The organism is Herbiconiux liukaitaii (assembly GCF_041927495.1).
Taxonomy (GTDB): domain Bacteria; phylum Actinomycetota; class Actinomycetes; order Actinomycetales; family Microbacteriaceae; genus Herbiconiux; species Herbiconiux liukaitaii.
In genome coordinates, this window is record NZ_JBHFHG010000006.1 from 125,925 (window position 1) to 142,935 (window position 17,011).

18 protein-coding genes are annotated in these 17,011 nt (G+C 68.3%); 10 read left to right on the forward strand and 8 right to left on the reverse strand.

Annotation, left to right across the window (positions count from 1 at the left end):
- Positions 1-58: 58 nt before the first annotated feature.
- A complete protein-coding gene (locus tag ACEXQC_RS13005; RefSeq protein WP_374822861.1) occupies positions 59-529 on the reverse strand; it encodes a phosphatase domain-containing protein in 471 nt (156 codons plus the stop codon).
- The gene (locus ACEXQC_RS13010; RefSeq protein WP_374822864.1) at positions 526-1,245 is read right to left on the reverse strand and encodes a DNA polymerase beta superfamily protein; all 720 of its coding nucleotides are present in this window, start codon (positions 1,243-1,245) and stop codon (positions 526-528) included. Before ACEXQC_RS13010 ends, ACEXQC_RS13005 begins: the two co-directional genes overlap by 4 nt.
- Before the next feature lie 159 nt (positions 1,246-1,404).
- On the opposite strand from ACEXQC_RS13010, the gene ACEXQC_RS13015 reads away from it, so the two are divergent.
- Both ACEXQC_RS13015 and ACEXQC_RS13020 read left to right on the forward strand, forming a co-directional pair.
- A complete protein-coding gene (locus ACEXQC_RS13015) occupies positions 1,405-1,839 on the forward strand; it encodes a prevent-host-death protein (protein ID WP_374822867.1) in 435 nt (144 codons plus the stop codon).
- Complete coding sequence (locus ACEXQC_RS13020; RefSeq protein ID WP_374822870.1) at positions 1,839-2,183, forward strand: hypothetical protein; 345 nt, start codon at positions 1,839-1,841, stop codon at positions 2,181-2,183. The genes ACEXQC_RS13015 and ACEXQC_RS13020 overlap by 1 nt, the downstream gene beginning before the upstream one ends.
- A 46-nt stretch (positions 2,184-2,229) precedes the next feature.
- Here the strand turns inward: ACEXQC_RS13020 and ACEXQC_RS13025 are convergent, their stop codons facing one another.
- On the reverse strand, positions 2,230-2,832 hold the full coding sequence (locus ACEXQC_RS13025) for a TetR/AcrR family transcriptional regulator (RefSeq protein WP_374822873.1): 603 nt from the start codon (positions 2,830-2,832) through the stop codon (positions 2,230-2,232).
- A gap of 104 nt (positions 2,833-2,936) precedes the next feature.
- On the opposite strand from ACEXQC_RS13025, the gene ACEXQC_RS13030 reads away from it, so the two are divergent.
- The 3 genes from ACEXQC_RS13030 (at position 2,937) to ACEXQC_RS13040 (ending at position 5,109) form a co-directional block, all read left to right on the forward strand.
- Positions 2,937-3,974, forward strand: coding sequence for an NAD(P)-dependent alcohol dehydrogenase (locus ACEXQC_RS13030; RefSeq protein WP_374822876.1), 1,038 nt, complete (start codon positions 2,937-2,939; stop codon positions 3,972-3,974).
- 213 nt (positions 3,975-4,187) lie between these two features.
- Complete coding sequence (locus tag ACEXQC_RS13035; RefSeq protein WP_374822878.1) at positions 4,188-4,679, forward strand: GNAT family N-acetyltransferase; 492 nt, start codon at positions 4,188-4,190, stop codon at positions 4,677-4,679.
- A 154-nt stretch (positions 4,680-4,833) separates the two neighbouring features.
- Complete coding sequence (locus ACEXQC_RS13040; protein WP_374822881.1) at positions 4,834-5,109, forward strand: hypothetical protein; 276 nt, start codon at positions 4,834-4,836, stop codon at positions 5,107-5,109.
- 10 nt (positions 5,110-5,119) lie between these two features.
- Here ACEXQC_RS13040 and ACEXQC_RS13045 read toward each other — a convergent pair whose 3' ends face one another.
- Positions 5,120-6,316: a serine hydrolase domain-containing protein gene (locus ACEXQC_RS13045; protein WP_374822884.1), complete on the reverse strand. Its 1,197-nt coding sequence runs from the start codon at positions 6,314-6,316 to the stop codon at positions 5,120-5,122.
- A 268-nt stretch (positions 6,317-6,584) separates the two neighbouring features.
- Here ACEXQC_RS13045 and ACEXQC_RS13050 point away from each other — a divergent pair, with 268 nt between their 5' ends.
- The 3 genes from ACEXQC_RS13050 (at position 6,585) to ACEXQC_RS13060 (ending at position 10,188) form a co-directional block, all read left to right on the forward strand.
- Positions 6,585-6,878 (forward strand): hypothetical protein, encoded by a 294-nt coding sequence (locus ACEXQC_RS13050; protein WP_374822886.1) that lies wholly within the window; start codon positions 6,585-6,587, stop codon positions 6,876-6,878.
- An 80-nt stretch (positions 6,879-6,958) separates the two neighbouring features.
- A complete protein-coding gene (locus ACEXQC_RS13055) occupies positions 6,959-8,176 on the forward strand; it encodes an amidohydrolase (RefSeq protein ID WP_374823650.1) in 1,218 nt (405 codons plus the stop codon).
- A gap of 167 nt (positions 8,177-8,343) precedes the next feature.
- Positions 8,344-10,188, forward strand: coding sequence for an alpha/beta hydrolase family protein (locus ACEXQC_RS13060; RefSeq protein WP_374822889.1), 1,845 nt, complete (start codon positions 8,344-8,346; stop codon positions 10,186-10,188).
- A gap of 8 nt (positions 10,189-10,196) precedes the next feature.
- Here the strand turns inward: ACEXQC_RS13060 and ACEXQC_RS13065 are convergent, their stop codons facing one another.
- From ACEXQC_RS13065 to ACEXQC_RS13075, 3 genes are all read right to left on the reverse strand, one after another.
- Positions 10,197-10,700 (reverse strand): TetR/AcrR family transcriptional regulator, encoded by a 504-nt coding sequence (locus tag ACEXQC_RS13065; protein ID WP_374822891.1) that lies wholly within the window; start codon positions 10,698-10,700, stop codon positions 10,197-10,199.
- Between the two features lie 83 nt (positions 10,701-10,783).
- Entirely contained in the window at positions 10,784-11,380 is a 597-nt protein-coding gene (locus ACEXQC_RS13070) for a small multidrug efflux protein (protein ID WP_374822894.1), read from the reverse strand.
- 86 nt (positions 11,381-11,466) lie between these two features.
- Positions 11,467-12,177: a GOLPH3/VPS74 family protein gene (locus ACEXQC_RS13075; RefSeq protein WP_374822897.1), complete on the reverse strand. Its 711-nt coding sequence runs from the start codon at positions 12,175-12,177 to the stop codon at positions 11,467-11,469.
- 83 nt (positions 12,178-12,260) lie between these two features.
- On the opposite strand from ACEXQC_RS13075, the gene ACEXQC_RS13080 reads away from it, so the two are divergent.
- A complete protein-coding gene (locus tag ACEXQC_RS13080; protein WP_374822900.1) occupies positions 12,261-12,866 on the forward strand; it encodes a TetR family transcriptional regulator in 606 nt (201 codons plus the stop codon).
- A 302-nt stretch (positions 12,867-13,168) separates the two neighbouring features.
- Complete coding sequence (locus ACEXQC_RS13085) at positions 13,169-15,454, forward strand: DUF2510 domain-containing protein (protein WP_374822903.1); 2,286 nt, start codon at positions 13,169-13,171, stop codon at positions 15,452-15,454.
- A gap of 31 nt (positions 15,455-15,485) precedes the next feature.
- On the opposite strand, the gene ACEXQC_RS13090 is transcribed toward ACEXQC_RS13085, so the two are convergent.
- Positions 15,486-16,958 carry a helix-turn-helix domain-containing protein gene (locus tag ACEXQC_RS13090; protein ID WP_374822906.1) on the reverse strand — a complete coding sequence of 491 codons (1,473 nt, stop codon included), beginning with the start codon at positions 16,956-16,958 and terminating at the stop codon, positions 15,486-15,488.
- Positions 16,959-17,011 lie beyond the last annotated feature (53 nt).

A 17,011-nucleotide genomic window follows, 5' to 3' on the forward strand; every position in this document is an offset into this window, starting at 1 on the left:
GTAGCGCGAGCGCGCGCTGCTGGAGATGGTCACGGCTTTGGTGCACAGCGGTGATCTTTCAATCAGTCGCGGTGGGCAGCTGCTCGTCCCAGCCGGGGACGCGCACGGTGGGGATGTCGAGGGAGCGCCAGAGGGCGATGACGGTGGGGTTGTCGTCGATCGCGAGGACGGGGTCGACGTCGTACAGGTGTCGCATTCGGATGAGGAGGTCGCGCTTCACGTCGTCGTCGCGGCGGTTGTCGTGGTCGGCGCGCATGCCGAGCGCGTGGAAGGGAATCTGCCACTTCGCGAGCCAGCGACGGGTGACGTGCCGCCACTGCTCGCGGCGGGAGGTGAGGACGATGATCGTGAGGCCGGCCGCGTGAAGCGCTCGAGTGACGGCAGCGACCTCGGCGATCGGGGGCACGAGTGCCGATGCCCCGTGGAACTTGGCGAACAGCTTCTTGTGTGGGTCGTCGAGGACGTAATGGCGGATGCCGGACACGTCGGCGAGGGTGCCGTCGACGTCCACGATGACCGCGGGGTTCATGGGGAGCCCCACGAGTCGAGGTAGATGCGGTGGAGGGTGTCATTGATGAGTCTCCGGTCTGGCTGGTCGTTGGCCTCGGTGCGCTCGATGGCGAGCGCGAGGTCGTTGTCGAGCTCCGAAGCTAGGTCGAGAACGGAGTCTTTCGTGATGGATCCGGTGCGAATGGAGCGGAGGATCTCGAGGTCGTTGGGCGCCATGGGGTGGCGCAGTGCGCCGGTGGTCATGAGTTCAATGCCCTGCATCGCGGTGCGGACCATGTGATACGCGAACTTGGTGTCGTATCCGTGCTGGTGGATGAGCTCGGGCCTGTTGGTGCGCTTGTTGCGCGCGCCCTCAATCGCCTGCCGCTGTCCCAACGAGTAGCCCCGAAATCGTCGCCCGGCCTCCCGCGAGATGAACGCATCCCGAATGCCTCTCAAGAGCTCCCAGTGCTCGGTGCTCTCAATGGGCTCGAGGTACAGCAGGGACAGCACGGTGGGGTTGCCGACGGCCGCGAGCTGGGCCCATTTCCGCAGCGGGTATCGCGTGGTGTCGGTGTCTTCGCAGGTGGAACGGCCGCCGGCGGGTGCGGTAGAGGATGCAGTGGTGTCGATGGTCTCGATGCCGAGGACGTACTCGGGGGCTTCGACGAAGACGCTCATGAGGTCGTGGTCGGAGTCTTCTGTAGCGGCGCCGATGGCGCGTGAGCCGTATTCCGCGGTGACGATGGTCTGCATGACTCCACCTCCGAATTCGCGATCGAGCAGTCGATCAGCATAGGGCCGGGTTGCCCCCGCTTACTATAAACTGAGGAAATCTAGACTACTGAAAGGGCGGTGGTGGACTTGCTGCTTGCGCACGGTACTTCAGAATGTGTTCTGAAGTATGATGACGCCATGCTCGTTTTCCCGTCATCTGACCTCAGCCGCAATGCCCCTCGTGTCTTCGCGGCGGCGGAGGAGGGTCCAGTCGGCGTGACCCGGCGCGACGGCGAGAATCTTGTTCTGATGTCTCAGCGCGACGCCGACGCGCGCGAGCAGTTGCTTCAGTTCGCAGCGCAGTTGATCGCGGTGGCCATCGATGAGCGAGGGAGTCTCGCCGAACGTATGGCCAACGCGTATCCATGGATGCTGGCGCTGGGGCAGGACGATCGCGAGCGCTGCGCTCGGGATCTCGTCGATGCGGCACGGGCATCCTTCGCCACGGGACAGGCTCATCTGATCGCGACGGAGTTGACGTCGTGGCGCGAGACCGCGTCGGCGCTCGCCGCGGGGATGCGCAACTCACCCGTCGATTGGCTCGACGACGAGATTTCCGTCGCCCGCCCCTGATGGCCGGCAAGGAGTCGAAGGTCGAACGGCCGACGAAGAAGAGCGAGTACGAAATCCGCTTCGCCTCGCTCCAGTCTGAGAAGGGCTGGCTCGATCTTCGAGCGACGAATCGCAATGCGCTCGTCGACCTCTGGGACTTCCTGACGCGCACTCCGCTGGAGATGACGCCGACGAACTACCCGCTGAAGGGCGAGCTGGGGATCGTCACCCGCGATCGTGAAGAACACGTGCGGTGGCAGCACAAGCCCACGCGGCAGGGTGATGCGCGCATCTGGTTCTACGTGACCGGGCAGGTTGTGTACCTCGAGAAGGTGCACACGCATCATCCGAACGCCACGAAGTAGACATCCGAACGGTGCCGGTGACGTCGCCGCTAGTCGAGGTGCAGTACTAGCCGAGGGCGGTGGGGCGGAGCTGCCACCACTCCGGGGCGGCTGCCAGGATGCCTTCGACTGCGGCGTGCTGGTCGGCGAGGTCGCCTGTTTCGAGCCACTCCTCGAGGGCGCCCACTGTGCCGGCGGCGGCGTAGGCCACGAGCATCCGTCGCCCGGCCGGCGTTGGGGGCGCGCCGCCGATGAGCGGCGCGATCTCGGGGTGCGCCTCGAGGTGTGCCGACAGCCCTGCAGCCATGTAGTCCACGAGGAGGTTGCGGATGTCGGCGTCGAGGCGCGGTTGCATCGCCCTGCGGTAGAGCGGGGCGCGGGCGGCGACGTGCGCCACGACCTGCTCGGTGGGCCGGCGAAAGACGCTGTCGCCGTTCGGGGAGGCGACGGGCAGGTCGGAGTTCGAAGCGAGGATCGCGTCGAGGTCGGCCGCCAGCACCGAGGCGAGGAGGTCGGTGGGGCTCTGGGCGTGGCGGTAGAAGGTGTCGCGGGTGATGCCCGCCGCTTCCGAGAGGGCCGTCACCGTGATGGCGTCGAGCGGCGTGGTGCCGGCCAGCGTCACGATCGCGTCGACTAGCGCGGCGCGGGTCTTGAGCTGGCGCGGATCCATCTGACCAGCCTAGGACCGCATCCATTTATCTGACAGATGTCAGATAGCAGGGGTAGCGTGAGAGTAGCCGATCGACGAGGACTCGGCTCGAGAGAGGAAAAGACATGCGTGCTCTTCAACTGACTGCTCCCGGAACGATCGAGGTGCGCGACGTCGCCATCCCCGAGATCGGACCCGACGAGGTGCTCGTGCGCGTCGCCGGCGCCGGGCTCTGCCACTCCGACATCCACGTGCTGCACGCCCCCGAGTGGCCTGTGCCGAACATGACCCTCGGGCACGAGACCTCGGGCTGGGTGGAGGCTCTCGGCAATGACGTGACGGGCTTCGCCAAGGATGACGCCGTGCTGGTCTACCTCGTCTGGGCGTGCGGCGTGTGCCGCCCGTGCATCGAGGGGCGCGACAACGTGTGCGTGAACGCCGGCGGCCGCGCGGGCATGCCGCCCTGCCCCGGACTCGGCCCGGATGGCGGCATGGCCGAGTTCATCGCCGTCAAGGCCCGCTACCTCGAGCCGCTCGGTGCGCTCGATCCCGTGAAGGCGGCTCCGCTGGCGGATGCCGGACTCACCCCGATGCACGCCGTCAACGGCGCGCGCCACCGCCTCACCCCGGGGTCGACGGCCGTCGTGATCGGTGTGGGCGGGCTCGGGCACATGGGGCTGCAGATCCTCAAGGCCTCGACCGGCGTGCGCATCATCGCCGTGGACTCCAGTGAGCAGAAGCTCGAGATCGCGCGCGAGCACGGCGCCGATGAGGTCGTGGCGAGCGATGACAAGGCTGCCGCGAGCATCCTCGAGCTCACCGCCGGCTACGGAGCTGATGCCGTGTTCGACTTCGTGGGGGTGCAGCCGACCGTGTCGCTCGCCACGCAGATCATCGCGCCCGATGGAGCGCTGCGGTTCGTGGGACTCGGGGGCGGGCACTTCACGTATGCGGCCGACTCCGAGACGTCGACGTTGCCGTGGGGTGTCGACGTGCGTCGCTCCTATGGCGGAACCCGCAGCGACCAGCGGCAGGTGCTCGACCTCGCCCGCCAGGGCTCGATCGCGGTCGAGACCAAGACGTACTCGCTCGAAGACGGACTGGAGGCCTTCGCCGACCTCGAGGCCGGCCGCGTACCGGGGCGCGCCGTCCTCGTTCCGTAAGTGGCCGCACCTGCGCTCATGCCTGCCCTACCCATCCCGGGAGAATGTGACAGCGCAGCACATGGCTCGGATGCGCCGGAGAATCGGCAGAGCGATTGGCGCTCCTCGGATCGGATAGTTCGGCAGATCGGGATTCCGCAGTGCATGGGCGCAAGGTCCACGCGTCCCCAGGTGGCCGTGGCTGAAGAGCGTTGGGTCGGGGAGAGTAGCCGCATGACTGGCCCGACTCTTATCCGCCCCCTCAGCGATGCGTCTGATGTGCGAGCGTTCGATCGGCTCAACCGACGCTGGATCAGCGAGCATTTCACCCTCACCCCGGAAGATGAGAGGATCCTCAGTCGGCCGCGCGAATCCATCATCGCGCCCGGCGGCCAAGTGCTGGTCGCTGCCGATGCCGCCGGCACGGTCGTGGCTGTGGTGGCCGTACTCGCCACCTCTCCGGGCGTCTACGAACTCGCGAAGATGACGGTCGACGAGGCCGCCCGAGGTCAAGGGCTGGGGAAGCAACTCATACACGCAGCGATCACGTGGACGCGCGAACACGGAGGCCACCTCCTGTTCCTTGGTACCAATTCGAAACTCGCTCCCGCGATCCGCCTCTATGAGGCCGCCGGTTTCGAGCGCACGAGCATCGACAGCCTTGGACTGCACGATTACTACGCGAGGGCCGACGTCTTGATGAAACTGGATCTCGCTTCCAGCTGATCCTTTCTGCCGTGGCACACTCCGGTGGCAGATGAAGTCGCTTGACCGAGCCGCTCATGTGGCGGCCGACATCACAGCATTTCTCCGCGAACTTCGCTGATTCCCTCCACAACTCCTCGGCCACCCCGTAGTGTCGCCGTGATTGGGGGATCAGATGGCTGTTCAGCAGGGGGGAGCGAGCTGGAAGGCGACCGTCGCAATCGCCGTCGCGTACTTCGTGATCGCGGTGGGGACTTCTCCGCTCCTCTTCGGGGGAGCGGATGTGCCTGCCTGGCGGTGGCTGCTCACTGTCGGATGGGTCGCTCTCGGCGTCGTGCAGCTCGTCCGCGCTCGAAAGAAGTACACGGCCGAGAAACGTGCTTCTGCCGAGCCCGCGGAGCCTGGCGGGCCAGTGGAGCCCGCCGAGCCCGCGACGCCCGCCGACCAGTGAGCGCGCCCGCTTAGGGGCAGCTCGAGGCCAGGCCGGCGACGAGGATCTCGTTGACCACGGGGAAGATCGGGTCGGTCGCCGGGTCGAACGATCCGCCCGTGTAGGCGACCGTCACGACGCGCTCGCCATCGGCCGAGGCGAGAGTGATCGAGTTGTACCCGAAGCCGTTGCCGCGCTGACCGTAGACGAGCTCCGGCGGGTTCGCCCCGCACGCGTCTCCGCCGGCGAGCACACCGAGCCCGTATCCGGAGTCACCGAGGGTGCGCATCCGCTCGAGCGTCTCGGCCTCGAGCAGCTCACCGCCCTGCAGCGCAGCGTTGAATGCGCCGACGTCGCCCACGGTCGAGACGAGGGATGCGCCGAACGACCAGAACGACGGCTCGTACTCGGTCAGATCGACGGGTTCGCCGTCGACGGCCAGGTAGCCTCGCAGCGCGTTCTCGGGCATCGCGGCGTCGGAGGGGGCGAACGTGGAGTCCATCCCCACCGGCTCGAACACCCGCTCGGTCATGAGGTCGGCGACCGTCTCGCCGGTGACCTGCTCGGCCATGAGGCCGAGCACGGTGTACCCGGCGTTCGTGTAGGTGAACGTGGTGCCCGGTGCCGCGGCCCAGGGCTGGGTCTGGGCGATCGCGACGAGCTCCTCGGGCTCGTACACGAGGTCGCGGCCAGCGATCGCCGCATCGACGTCGGGCGTGAGCTGCTCGATGTAGTCGGGGAGCCCGCTCGTGTGCGCGAGGAGCTGCTCGACCGTGACGTCCGCGGGCGCGGAGGTGAGCAGGCCCGGCAGCACCTGCTCCACCGTGGTGTCGAGGGCGAGCTCGCCCTCCTCCACGAGCTGGAGCACCACAACGGCGAGCACGGACTTCGAGATGCTCGCGATGCGCACGGGATCGCCGACCTCGGCCAGCCTGCCGTCGTCGAGGTCGGCGGTGCCCTGCGCGATGGACACGACTTCGTCGCCGTTGCGGATCTCGGCCGTCACGGCCACTGCGCCCGCGTCGATGACCGCGTCGACGGCGGCGGCGATCTCGGGCGAGACCTCGCTCGCGGCGGCGCTCGGAGCGCTCGACGGCTCCGCCTCGCTCGCGGGCGTGGCGCAGCCGGCGAGCATCACGCCCGCGGCGAGAAGCGCCCCGACGGCGGTCGCACGGGCGGGCGTGGGGTGCGGCATTCCTGGGCGGGCGGGCATCGAGCTGGTGGTCATCGTTCCCTCTCCTGAGCGTCGTGGGGTGCCTTCATCCCCTCCTCAACGACGCTACGGAGGTGCTGCCCGGGGGACATCCCGCAGCCGATGGACCCACCTCCGTCGCGCGGGGGAGTGCGAGAAGCGCCGCAGGGGGGTCAACTCGAGTTGCTCCTGCGCAACCGGAATTGCATGAAGGCAACTCGGGTGGAGCCCGCGGTGAGCAGCGGTTCTCGACGGCGAAGCGCCGCCGAGACCTCTAGGGGCTCTCGCATCTAGGCTCGCAGCTGTGAGTGACCAAGCGGAAGCCCGACCGGACTATGTGGGGCGTCGGCGCGAGCTGAAGCGAGTGCTACTGGCGTATGCCGCGTTGTTCCTCGTGATGTGGGTGCCACCCGCCTTCGGCTATGCGGGTCTGCTCTACCTTTATCCGCTGTTCCTGCTTCTGTGGTTCGGCGCAGAGGTTCTCGCCATTCCCCCTACGTTCGGGTCGATCCGTGCGCTGATCCGTCATCGCGAGAGCCGACGCTCGCGGGCGGAGTGGTTGACGGCGGTCGGCGGCTTCGTGGGATTCATCGGCTAGAAGGTGGCGAGTAGGTTTGGGCCATGGCCGATAGTGATGCTGGTGTGCCCCTTAGGTCGCCTGGCGCGGGTCCGCATGACCTGACCGGGGCGACGCTGAGCGAGCTGTATCAGTACCTGCACGCGCATCCTGAGCTGGCGTTTCAAGAGCACCGCACGGCAGCCATCGTGGTCCAGCGGATGCGCGCACTCGGCCTGCAGGTCATCGAGGCGATCGGCGGCACCGGCGTCGCGGCCGTGCTCGAGAACGGAGCCGGCCCCACCGTCTGGTTGCGCGCCGACATGGACGGCCTGCCGGTGCGCGAGCTCACCGGTTTGGCGTACGCGAGCACGGCGGTCGCGACGAACGCGGAGGGTGTCGAGACGCCGGTCATGCACGCGTGCGGTCACGACATGCATGTGACCTGGTTGGTCGGGGCGATGGAGCAGCTCGCTGCGCACCGCGACGGGTGGTCGGGCACGGTCGTGGCGGTCTTCCAGCCGGCCGAGGAATCCATCGCCGGCGCGAAGGCCATGGTCGACGACGGGATCCTGACCCGAGTGCCACGACCCGACGTGGTGCTCGGGCAGCATGTCGGGCCGCTGCCCGCGGGCGTCGTGTCGCTCACCTCCGGGGTGGTGATGGCGGCGGCGGATGACATGGCCGTCGTGATGCACGGCCAGGGCGGTCATGGGTCGAGCCCTGAGAGGACCATCGATCCGGTGCTCGCTGCGGCATCCACGGTGGTGCGGCTGCAGGGCATCGTCTCCCGCGAGGTCACCCCGGGTGAGCTGGCCGTCGTGACCGTCGGGAGCCTGCAGGCCGGGACGAAGAGCAACATCATCCCGGGGGATGCTTCGCTCGGCATCAACATCCGCACGGTCGAGACGTCGACCCGCGAACGGGTGCTCGCGTCCGTCGAACGCATCGTGCGCGCCGAGGCGGCGGCATCCGGAATGACGACGGAGCCCGACGTGACCCTGCTCATGAGCGCTCCGGCGACGGTTAACGACGTCGACGCCACCGAGCTGCTCCGGGGGCGCTTCGTCGACGCGTTCGGCCCCGCTGCCGTCATCGACTACGGCACGATCTCGGGCAGCGAAGACGTGAGCGTGCTGTCCACGGCCGCGGGAGTGCCGCTGGTGTTCTGGTTCACCGGGGGAGCGGATCCCGTTGCCTTCGCCACGGCGGCTGCCGCCGGCCGCGTGCTGCAGGACATCCCCAGCAACCACTCTCCCCACTACGCACCGGTGCTCGAGCCGACCCTCCAACGCGGCATCGACGCCCTCGTGGTCGCCGCCCGCACCTTCCTCAACTGACGCCCGCCAGGATCTTCCTGAGTCAGGTGACCTCGGGGGCTCATGGGGTGGGCTGGCGGCCGGGCACCCCGTGAACATATGTGCAGAAAAGGGTCAGGGTGACGTCGGCGTTCGTGCGGTCGGCTAATTTAGCGACCAGTCACTAACGAAGGAATGCAATGAAGCACATGACGCAGCGTCGCAACGCGATCTGGTTGGCGGTGGCACTCGCACTGTGCCTGCTGTCGGCACTCGGTTCATCTCTCGTCCAGACGGCCGGTGGGCACGTGGCCGTGAAGGACATGCGGTGGGAGACCTCCTCCGGCGAGACCCTGAGCGCACTGCTCTTCAAGCCCGACACCGCGACCGACGAGAACAAGGCGCCCGCCATCGTCGTGAGCCACGGCTGGTGGAACAACCGCGAGATGCAGGACGCCAACTACGTCGAGCTCGCCCGCCGCGGCTACGTCGTGGTCTCGGTCGACCTGTACGGCCACGGCAACTCCGAGCCCCTCGCCAACGTCGACATCCCCGTGAACGGCACCGGCATGTACGACGCGGTCAAGCTCGTCGCCGACCTGCCCTACGTCGACACCGAGCGGATCGGCGTCACCGGCCACTCCAACGGCGCACGCGCGGCCAACTACAGCGTCGTCGCCGACAACGCCGCCGAGACCCCGCTCATCTCCTCCGTGCTCCTCGTCGACAACGAGGCGTTCTACCAGGACGACGACGGCGCGTACACGAACATCTACGGCAGCCGCGACGTGGGGCTCGTCGCCGACCAGTACGACGAGTTCTTCTTCCGCAGCTACGACGCCAACGGCGTCGCCGTGACCGCACCGCGCGACTTCGTGGGCACCCCGAACGCGCAGTCCTTCCTCAACTTCGGCGCCGACCCCACCGCGGGCGGCACCGAGGATCGCGGCGTCGGGGAGTTCTACACCGACACCATCGACGGCACCGAGGCGGAGCGCATCCTCTACACCCCCGCCCAGACGCACCCGTGGGGCCCCTTCTCGAAGCAGACCGTGAGCGACGTGGTGGCGTACTTCGACCACACCCTCGGCGCCCCGAACCCGATCGACGCGGGCACCCAGGTGTGGCAGTGGAAGGAGTTCTTCAACGCCCTCGGCCTCGTGGGCTTCGGGATCTTCCTCGTCGCCTTCGCACGCGCGCTCCTCTTCACCCGGGCCTTCGCCGGACTGCGCCGCACCGAGATCGAGCCCGCGCGCCCGCAGACGCGGAAGGGACTGGTCTGGTTCTGGGCCACGATGGCCGTCTCCGCCGTGGTCTCGGGCGCGACGTACATCGCGCTGTCGCAGAACGAGACGATCGCCGGCCTCGCGTTCAACTCTGTTCCGTCGCTGTTCCCGCAGGGAGCGGTGTTCTTCATCGCCCTCTGGGCCGCCATCAACGGTGGCGCCGCCCTGCTGATCATGCTGGTCTCGTACTTCGTGATCGGCCGGAAGGCCGGGGTCGATCTGCGGGCCGGCGGCATGCTGCCGGGCTGGAAGAAGTTCTTCCAGGCGATCCTGCTCGGGCTCGTCACCGTGGTCGCCGCGTTCGGCATCGTGGCCGCGGTCGACTACTTCTTCACGAGCGACTTCCGCCTCTGGGTGATCGCGATCAAGTGGTTCACGCCCGACAAGGTCCCGCTGGCCCTGCTCGTGCTGCCGCTCTTCCTGCTCTACTTCTTCGCCAACTCGATCGCCGTGAACGTCTTCAACCGCTTCACGCTCGGTGGGCGCGAGTGGATCAACACGGCCGTGCTCGCGCTGTTCAACGCGCTCGCACCCATCGTGCTCGTGGTGGTGCAGTACACGGTGTTCTTCACGAGCGGCGAGCTCGTGCCCGGGTTCGGCGGCATCTACAGCATCTGGCTGTTCCCGGTGATCGTGATTCTCGCGGTGGCCGCCGTGGTGTCGCGCAAGCTCTACCGCGTGACGAACAACCCGTACCTCGGCGGGTTCATAATGGCCGCCACGGTGAGCCTGGTGTCGGTGACGAACACCCTCACGGTCACGCAGTAACCCGCCGCTCAGCGCAGCAGGTCGAAGCCCAGCGCCGTCGTGACGACGAGGCGGGTGCCGCGCGCGAACATGTCGTTCACGTCGTCGGCACTCGCCCCGGTCAGCTCGCCGCTCAGTTCGAGCGAGTGATGCAGGCGGCGGGCGACGACCTCGCGGATGCGCTCGTGGGTGGCCGACGCGGCCCAGGCCTGGAGCTGGAAGCGCAGCAGGTCGGCCTCGCTGATGGTGCTGCGGAAGGCCTCCCCGATGTCGTCGAGGGTGCCGGCTCGCCCCTCGGCCGCCGCCTGATCCAGCCGAGCACGCGCATCCGCCTCGATGGAGTCGTAGCAGTACTCCACGCAGGCGATGAAGAGCTCGAGCTTGCTGCCGAAGAGCTTGAACAGGTAGGGCTGCGAGACCCCGAGGGCATCGGAGACCACGCTCACGGGAGTGCCGTCGTAGCCGCCGCGAGCGAAGTGCGAGAGCGCCTCACGGGTCGCCTCCAAGCGACGCAGGTCGGCCTTAGTGCCCATAGGCCCTGAGGTTACTGCATCCGACTTCGCCTCTGCTTGTGGAGGATCCACCGGCCGGCAAGGGGGTAGCACCAACCGAGAGGTCAGCCGGCGATGAGGGCGAGGACGCCTGTGGCGACCACGGTGGTGAACGTGGTCCAGAGCGCGATCGCGACAGCCTGCCACAGCAGCACCCAGCCCTTCGGCACACCGGTCGACACCAGGATGGCGGAGGTGAACTGCGTGGGGATGGCAAGCGGGCCGAGGATGCTCGCACCGGGCACACCGAAGCGCACGAGGAAGCGCTTGAAGCGCTGAACGCCCTTCGACTCCGGCTTCTTCGGCGCGACGACGGGCTGTTCTGGCAGGCCGGGCGAGCCCGCGTCCCCCGGATCGCTCACGCCGGCAGCGACGAGCTGCTTAGCCGGGGTGGACTGAGCGGCCGCTGCGCGACGGGCCCGCCGCGCCATGATCGCCGCTCGGATGCGGGCGCCGAAGACGACCACCACGAAGACCGAAGCGAAGTTGCCCGCCGCCGCGGCCACAGCCGCGACCACGGGGTTCAGGCCCGCCCAGACGCCGAGAACGGATGAGAGCTCGCCTTCGACGAACGGGATCATCGCGGCCACGGCGATGATGAAGGGCTGCACGAAGAAGGGCACCTGCGACATGAGGTGCTGAATGAATCCGACGATGTCCATGTTGTCTCCAAGTGAGTCGTGTTGAGGTGTGCGGGCATGCCGCAGAGCGCTGCGGGGTGACGCAGCGCCAGGGGGGTGGAGCGGGATCAGCGGTTCGCGATCACGAGGGTCGCGATGAGGGAGTTCGTGACCACGGCGGTCATGGTGCGGGTGACGGCGGCTGCGGCAGCATCCGCCGCCCAGTCGCCCTGCTCCAGGGCCTTCGCCCGGGTGGCTGTGTCGCCTGACCAGGGGATCTCGTGATGCAGAACGGGCAGGCCGCCGCTCGCCGAGACGAGCGCGGTGATCGCACCGATCCGCTCGGAGGGTGCCTCGCCATCGACCAGCGCGGCGCGCATGCCGTCGATCAGCTCGGCGCGGTGGCCGGAGCGGCCCTCGCTGAGCTCGGTCGTCGGAATGAACCCGAACATCTTCTTCTGTGTGCGGTGCAGGTCGCCGCGCTCGACCAACCGGTCGAGCAGGGGGCCTCGAAGGGTCGTTCCGCTCGAGGCGAGAACGCCCTGCACGCCGCGAGGCTTCTCGGCGACGTAGTCCCACGCGGGGTGGAGCAGTTCATCGTCGGGGCGCTTGCCGGCGGCGCTGATCAGCGTGCCCCGCAGGCCCGCATCCCGAATGATCACCCTCTCCTGCTGCGCCAGATCGGTCAGCACGGCGCCCGCGAGCACGTAGAAGAGTGTGTTCTCTCCGGCGATCGTGCCCGACGAGGGCTGGAACAGCACGAGGAGCACGTCCTCGGCGATCAAGCGGTCGATGCCGGTGCCGGTGCCGAGTGTCTGCGATGCGCTTCCTGAGGTCATACGGAGACTTTAGCACACTGTACTAGCACAGTGTGCTAATCGCACGAGTCCACAGAATAGACTCGACGCCGGAGGTTGCAACCATGGAGAGCACACGCGATCGCATCCTGGCCTCGGTGACGGCGATGATGCGCGACGGCGCGGATCGGCTGAGCGTGCGAGCGGTCGCGGCGCACGCCGGGGTCGGGGCGAGCACCCTGCGCCACTACTTCCCCACCCAGCGCGACCTCATCAACGCCGCCCTCACCGCCACCTACGACGCGGCCATGCCCGACGAGCGCATCCGCGACACCTCGGTGCCGCCCCGCGAACGCCTGCGGGAGTGCCTCTGGCGATTGTTCGAACCTCTGGGCACCACCGATGCCGACGCGTTCGAGCTCTGGCAGAGCCTCTTCCGTGCCTTCCCCGGAGCCGACACGACACCGGATGCGCGCGCCGGCTACGCCGTGATCGTCGCCCAGGCGGAGCGCCGGGTCGGAGCCTGGCTCGCGATCCTCGAGGCCGAGGGTGCGCTGAAGCCGGGTGACACGGTGCGGCGCACGCATCTGCTCCTCACCGTGGTCGACGGACTCTCGATCGAGCGCGCTCTGCCCCACCGCGACGCGTACCTGGACGCACAGGCCGCCACGCTCGCGTTCGCCGTGGACGCCGTCTTCGACCTCCCCACCGCGGCCCGCCCGGCGCGATAGGGGCGGGCTGCCGCGTGCGCGAAAGCACGGCGGCGATGGGTGTCGCTAGCGCTCGGCGACATCCGATCCGTCAGCGTCGGGTCGCGCATCGGCCAAGGCCGCGGTCGCGTCGAACTGCGCCATGAGACCTCGGCTGTGTGAACGCCCGTGAAGCCTGGGTTTAGCAGCGGCGGGCTGTGCAGCGGCGGGCTGTGCAGCGGCGGGCCTGCGTGCGACGAGGCGGCCTGAAGCGGGATATCGTTGATCGACACGTGTCAGTTCCACCGCACCGATGGTGTGATCACGCGAGAAACAGGACGACGATGACGCACGCCGACCCTACGATCCCTGCAGGCTGGTACCCGGATCCGGCGGTGGCGAACCAGCAGCGCTACTGGGACGGGGCGCGCTGGACCGAGCACGTGCATCCGCTCGCCCCGGCGGGAGCGCCGCAGCAGCAGCACGCCCAGCAGCCGCACACGCAGCAGCCGTACGCGCAGCAGGCAGCCGCGGCGACGGGTGGGTCGCACGCCCCGCAGCGCCCCAAGAAGAAGCGCCGCGGCCTCGTCGTGGGCCTGGTCGCCGGTGGCGCGGCGCTCGCCGTGGGCGTGACCGCGTTCTTCGTGTGGGGCGTCCCGGCGCTCACCGGACCGAAGCTCGTCACCGAGGAGGGCTGGGCCTACGCGTACGCACCCCTGCTCGAAGCCGTCGAGCCCGACCACACCTTCACCTTCCCGGCCGACTACGACCTCGAGGCGATGGCGCGTGAGAACGGTGACGAGTTCGACGACAGCTTCGCCTTCGAGGTGTTCACCGACGCGGCGCTGACGAAACACGCCGATCTCTCGGCCTTCCAGTGGAAGGGCGAGATCGACGTCTCGCCGAGCGCGCTGTCGACCGGCCGCTTCTACACCGGAACCGGTCTCGGCTACGACGAGAGCCTCGAGCGCGAGTTCAACTTCAACCCGGAGGGCGGCTCGTTCTGGGGTCTCAATGAGGAGTACTTCCTCGTGCAGAAGCTCGACCGCTCGGGCGAGCCGCTCGAGAAGCCCATCGTGCACCCGTTCACCATCGAACGCCCGCTCGCGGCGCCCGAAGCGGTCTACACCGCCGATGAGAACGGCACGCTGCAGGTGAGCTGGGATCCCATCGACGGTGCGACCGAGTACCTCGTGACCGTGGCGTCGTGGGACGGGGAGCGCCGGAACGTCGAGATCGTGGGCACCACGACCGAGACCTCGTGGTCTCCTCCGCTGCTCGACCCGTTCTCAGGCGAGGAAGTCGAGATCGAGAACTCCCAGAACGAGGGCCTCGAGACCTACAACCTGTGGAGCGCGGCGCAGCTCGCCGACGCCGGATCAAGCGGAACGGTCAACCCGCTCGACAACGACACGAGCGAGTACGAGTACGCCGTGGTCGCCACCGACGGGTCGCAGTTCTCCTCCACCATCTCGACCGACGCCGAGGCCGTCGCCGCGTCGCTGCCGAAGGAGATTCCGCTCGACGCGAAGGAGCAGCAGTTCCCGAACGGTCAGTGGGTCGACTCGCTCGACCAGATCCCCACCCGATTCCTCTTCACGTCGCTCGACGGCGCGACGAGGCAGACCGCCGGCTACATCGATCCCGCGATGGTCACGCAGAGCGACGAGTCCTCGTGGCGCCTGCCCCTGATCGGGAAGGGCACGGCGCTGAGCTGGCCCGTGCGCCTGAACGCGACCGACCAGGCGAGCGTGGATGCGCAGATCGCCGCCTACAATGCGCGCGTCGCCGCCGAGGCGCCGACCACGGGATTGCCGGAGATCTCGCTCGTGGCCGAAGGGGTCGACGCCGACTTCGACCAGTACACGCCCTCGACGGTCGCGCCCGAGGTCGACTACCCCGTCTACGGCAGCAACGAGTTCACCGAGTACCTCGCGGCCAACCTCGTCGCCCGCGAGGACGCCGTCGACATCTCGGAGTTCCAGGACGCCCCTGGCATGCCGGAGCTGGACGACGCGATAGGTGAGGCGGTCTACCAGAACCCCTACGTGCTCGGCTACCGCGGCTACTCCGTCCGCGACGCGGTCGTCTACGTCACCTACGCCAATGACCCCGACGAGACCACGCGCCTGCAGGCCGAGGTCGAGAAGGCGACGACTGCCGCTGTGGACTCCGTCGTGACCGACGGGATGACCGACGCCGAGAAGGCGACGGCCCTCAACGGCTGGCTCGTCAATGCTGCGGAGTACGACACCCCGGCCTTCGAGGCCTCCTTCTTGAGCTACCCCGACGGTTTCGAGCACGCCTGGGACCCCAGCGGCGTGCTGCTGGCTGAGAACGGCAACGTCGGAGTCTGCGCGAGCTATGCGGCGGCGTACAAGGCCCTGCTCGACGAGGCGGGCCTCGAGAGCGTGGTCGTGACCGGCGATGTCTTCGACGGCGGTGGGCACGCCTGGAACAAGGTGCAGATCGACGGGCAGTGGCTGGCGGTCGACCCCACCTGGAATGACGGATCCGACCCGTCGGCCTACCTGCTCATCACCGACGGCGAGTTCGTCGACCAGGCGGCACGCGCCGAGACCACCGAGTGGATGGCGGACCTGCGGATCGCCGAGTACGCCACGCCGTAGCGCGGGCTGCCGATCGCGACCGCCCGATGTGTCAGAGGGGTGCCGGGGCGTGGCGTTCCAGGAACTCGAAGACCTCGGTGGTGTCGACCCCCGTGAAGCCGGTGGTGGGCATGGCCGCGTGCAGGGAGGAGTTGAGGCGGGCCGAGGGGTAGGCGTGGCCCGACCAGCGGGTGGCGAGGGCCGCGGGTGGGCGGCGGCAGCACGACTCGTCGGGGCAGCCCGAGTGGAAGCGGTTCGGGGTGTCTCGGCCCCGGAACCACTTGGCATGCGCGAACGCCGTGCCCACCGAGACCGAGGACTGACCGCGTGCGGAGGGCTGGATGCGCGAGGTGCACCAGTACGTGCCCGCGGGCTTGTCGGTGTACTGGTGGTACGGGCTGAAGCGGTCCTCCACGTCGAACACCCGGCGGGCACTCCAGAAGCGGCACACCGTCTGCCCCTCGACCGCGCCGAGCGCATCCGTCGGGAACTGCACGCTGTCGTTCTCGTACGCCTTCGAGATGGTGCCCGACTCGTGCACCTTGAGGAAGTGCACCGGGATGCCCAGGTGCTCGGTGGCCAGGTTCGTGAAGCGGTGCGCCGCCGTCTCGTAGCTCACGCCGAACGCATCCCGCAGGTCCTCGACCGAGAGCTCGCGCGCATCCTTGGCCGCCGAGAGGATGTCGACCGCACCCTTCTCGGGGATGAGCAGCGCCGCCGCGAGGTAGTTCGTCTGCACACGCTGCTGCAGGAACTCGGCGTAGTCGTGCGGCTCCCCGAGCTGCAGCACGTGCGACGAGAGGGCCTGCAGCACGACCGAGCGCGGATCCGCATCCGGTGACTGACCGAGCGGCACGTAGATGCGGCCGTTGCGGAGATCGGTCACGGATCGCGTGGACCCGGGGAGGTCGCCCACGTAGTGCAGCGTGAAACCGAGGTGCGAGGCCAGGTCGGAGGCGATCCGCTGCGAGAGAGGGCCGCCGGTGTGGCCGACCGCCGCGTGCAGCGACGCAGCCGTCTGCTCGAGGTCGGCGAAGTAGTTGCCCCGCTGCCGCATCGCCTGCCGCAGGGAGGTGTTGGCCCGCCGTGCCTCCTCGGGCGTGGCCGCGCGCTCGTTGTGCACACGCTCGAGCTCGCGGTGCAGGCCGAGGATCGTCTCGATCGCCTCGTCGCTGAGCGTCTTGCGCACGGGCAGCGCCGGCAGACCGAGAGAGGCGAACAGCGGACCGCGCTGCGCCCGCTCGAGAGCGATCTCGAGTGCGGCCCGGCGGGTGGGCGGCTCGGTGGAGAGCAGCTGCTCGATCGACACGTCGAACACTCGCGCGAATCGCTCCAGCTCACCGATCTTGAGCTCGCGCTTGCCGTTCTCGATCACAGAGACCTGCGAGGGCGCACGCCCGATGGCGGCACCGAGGGCGTCGAGGGTGAGACCGCGTTCGGAGCGCAGCTGGCGGATGCGGCGGCCGATGGTGAGGGAATCGAGCATGAACTCATCTTCGAGCGGGGCGGCGTGCGATTCGGGCATGCACGCAGTCTTTCATCGCGACATCTTGCGAGAAACAGAAGAATGCCGATATT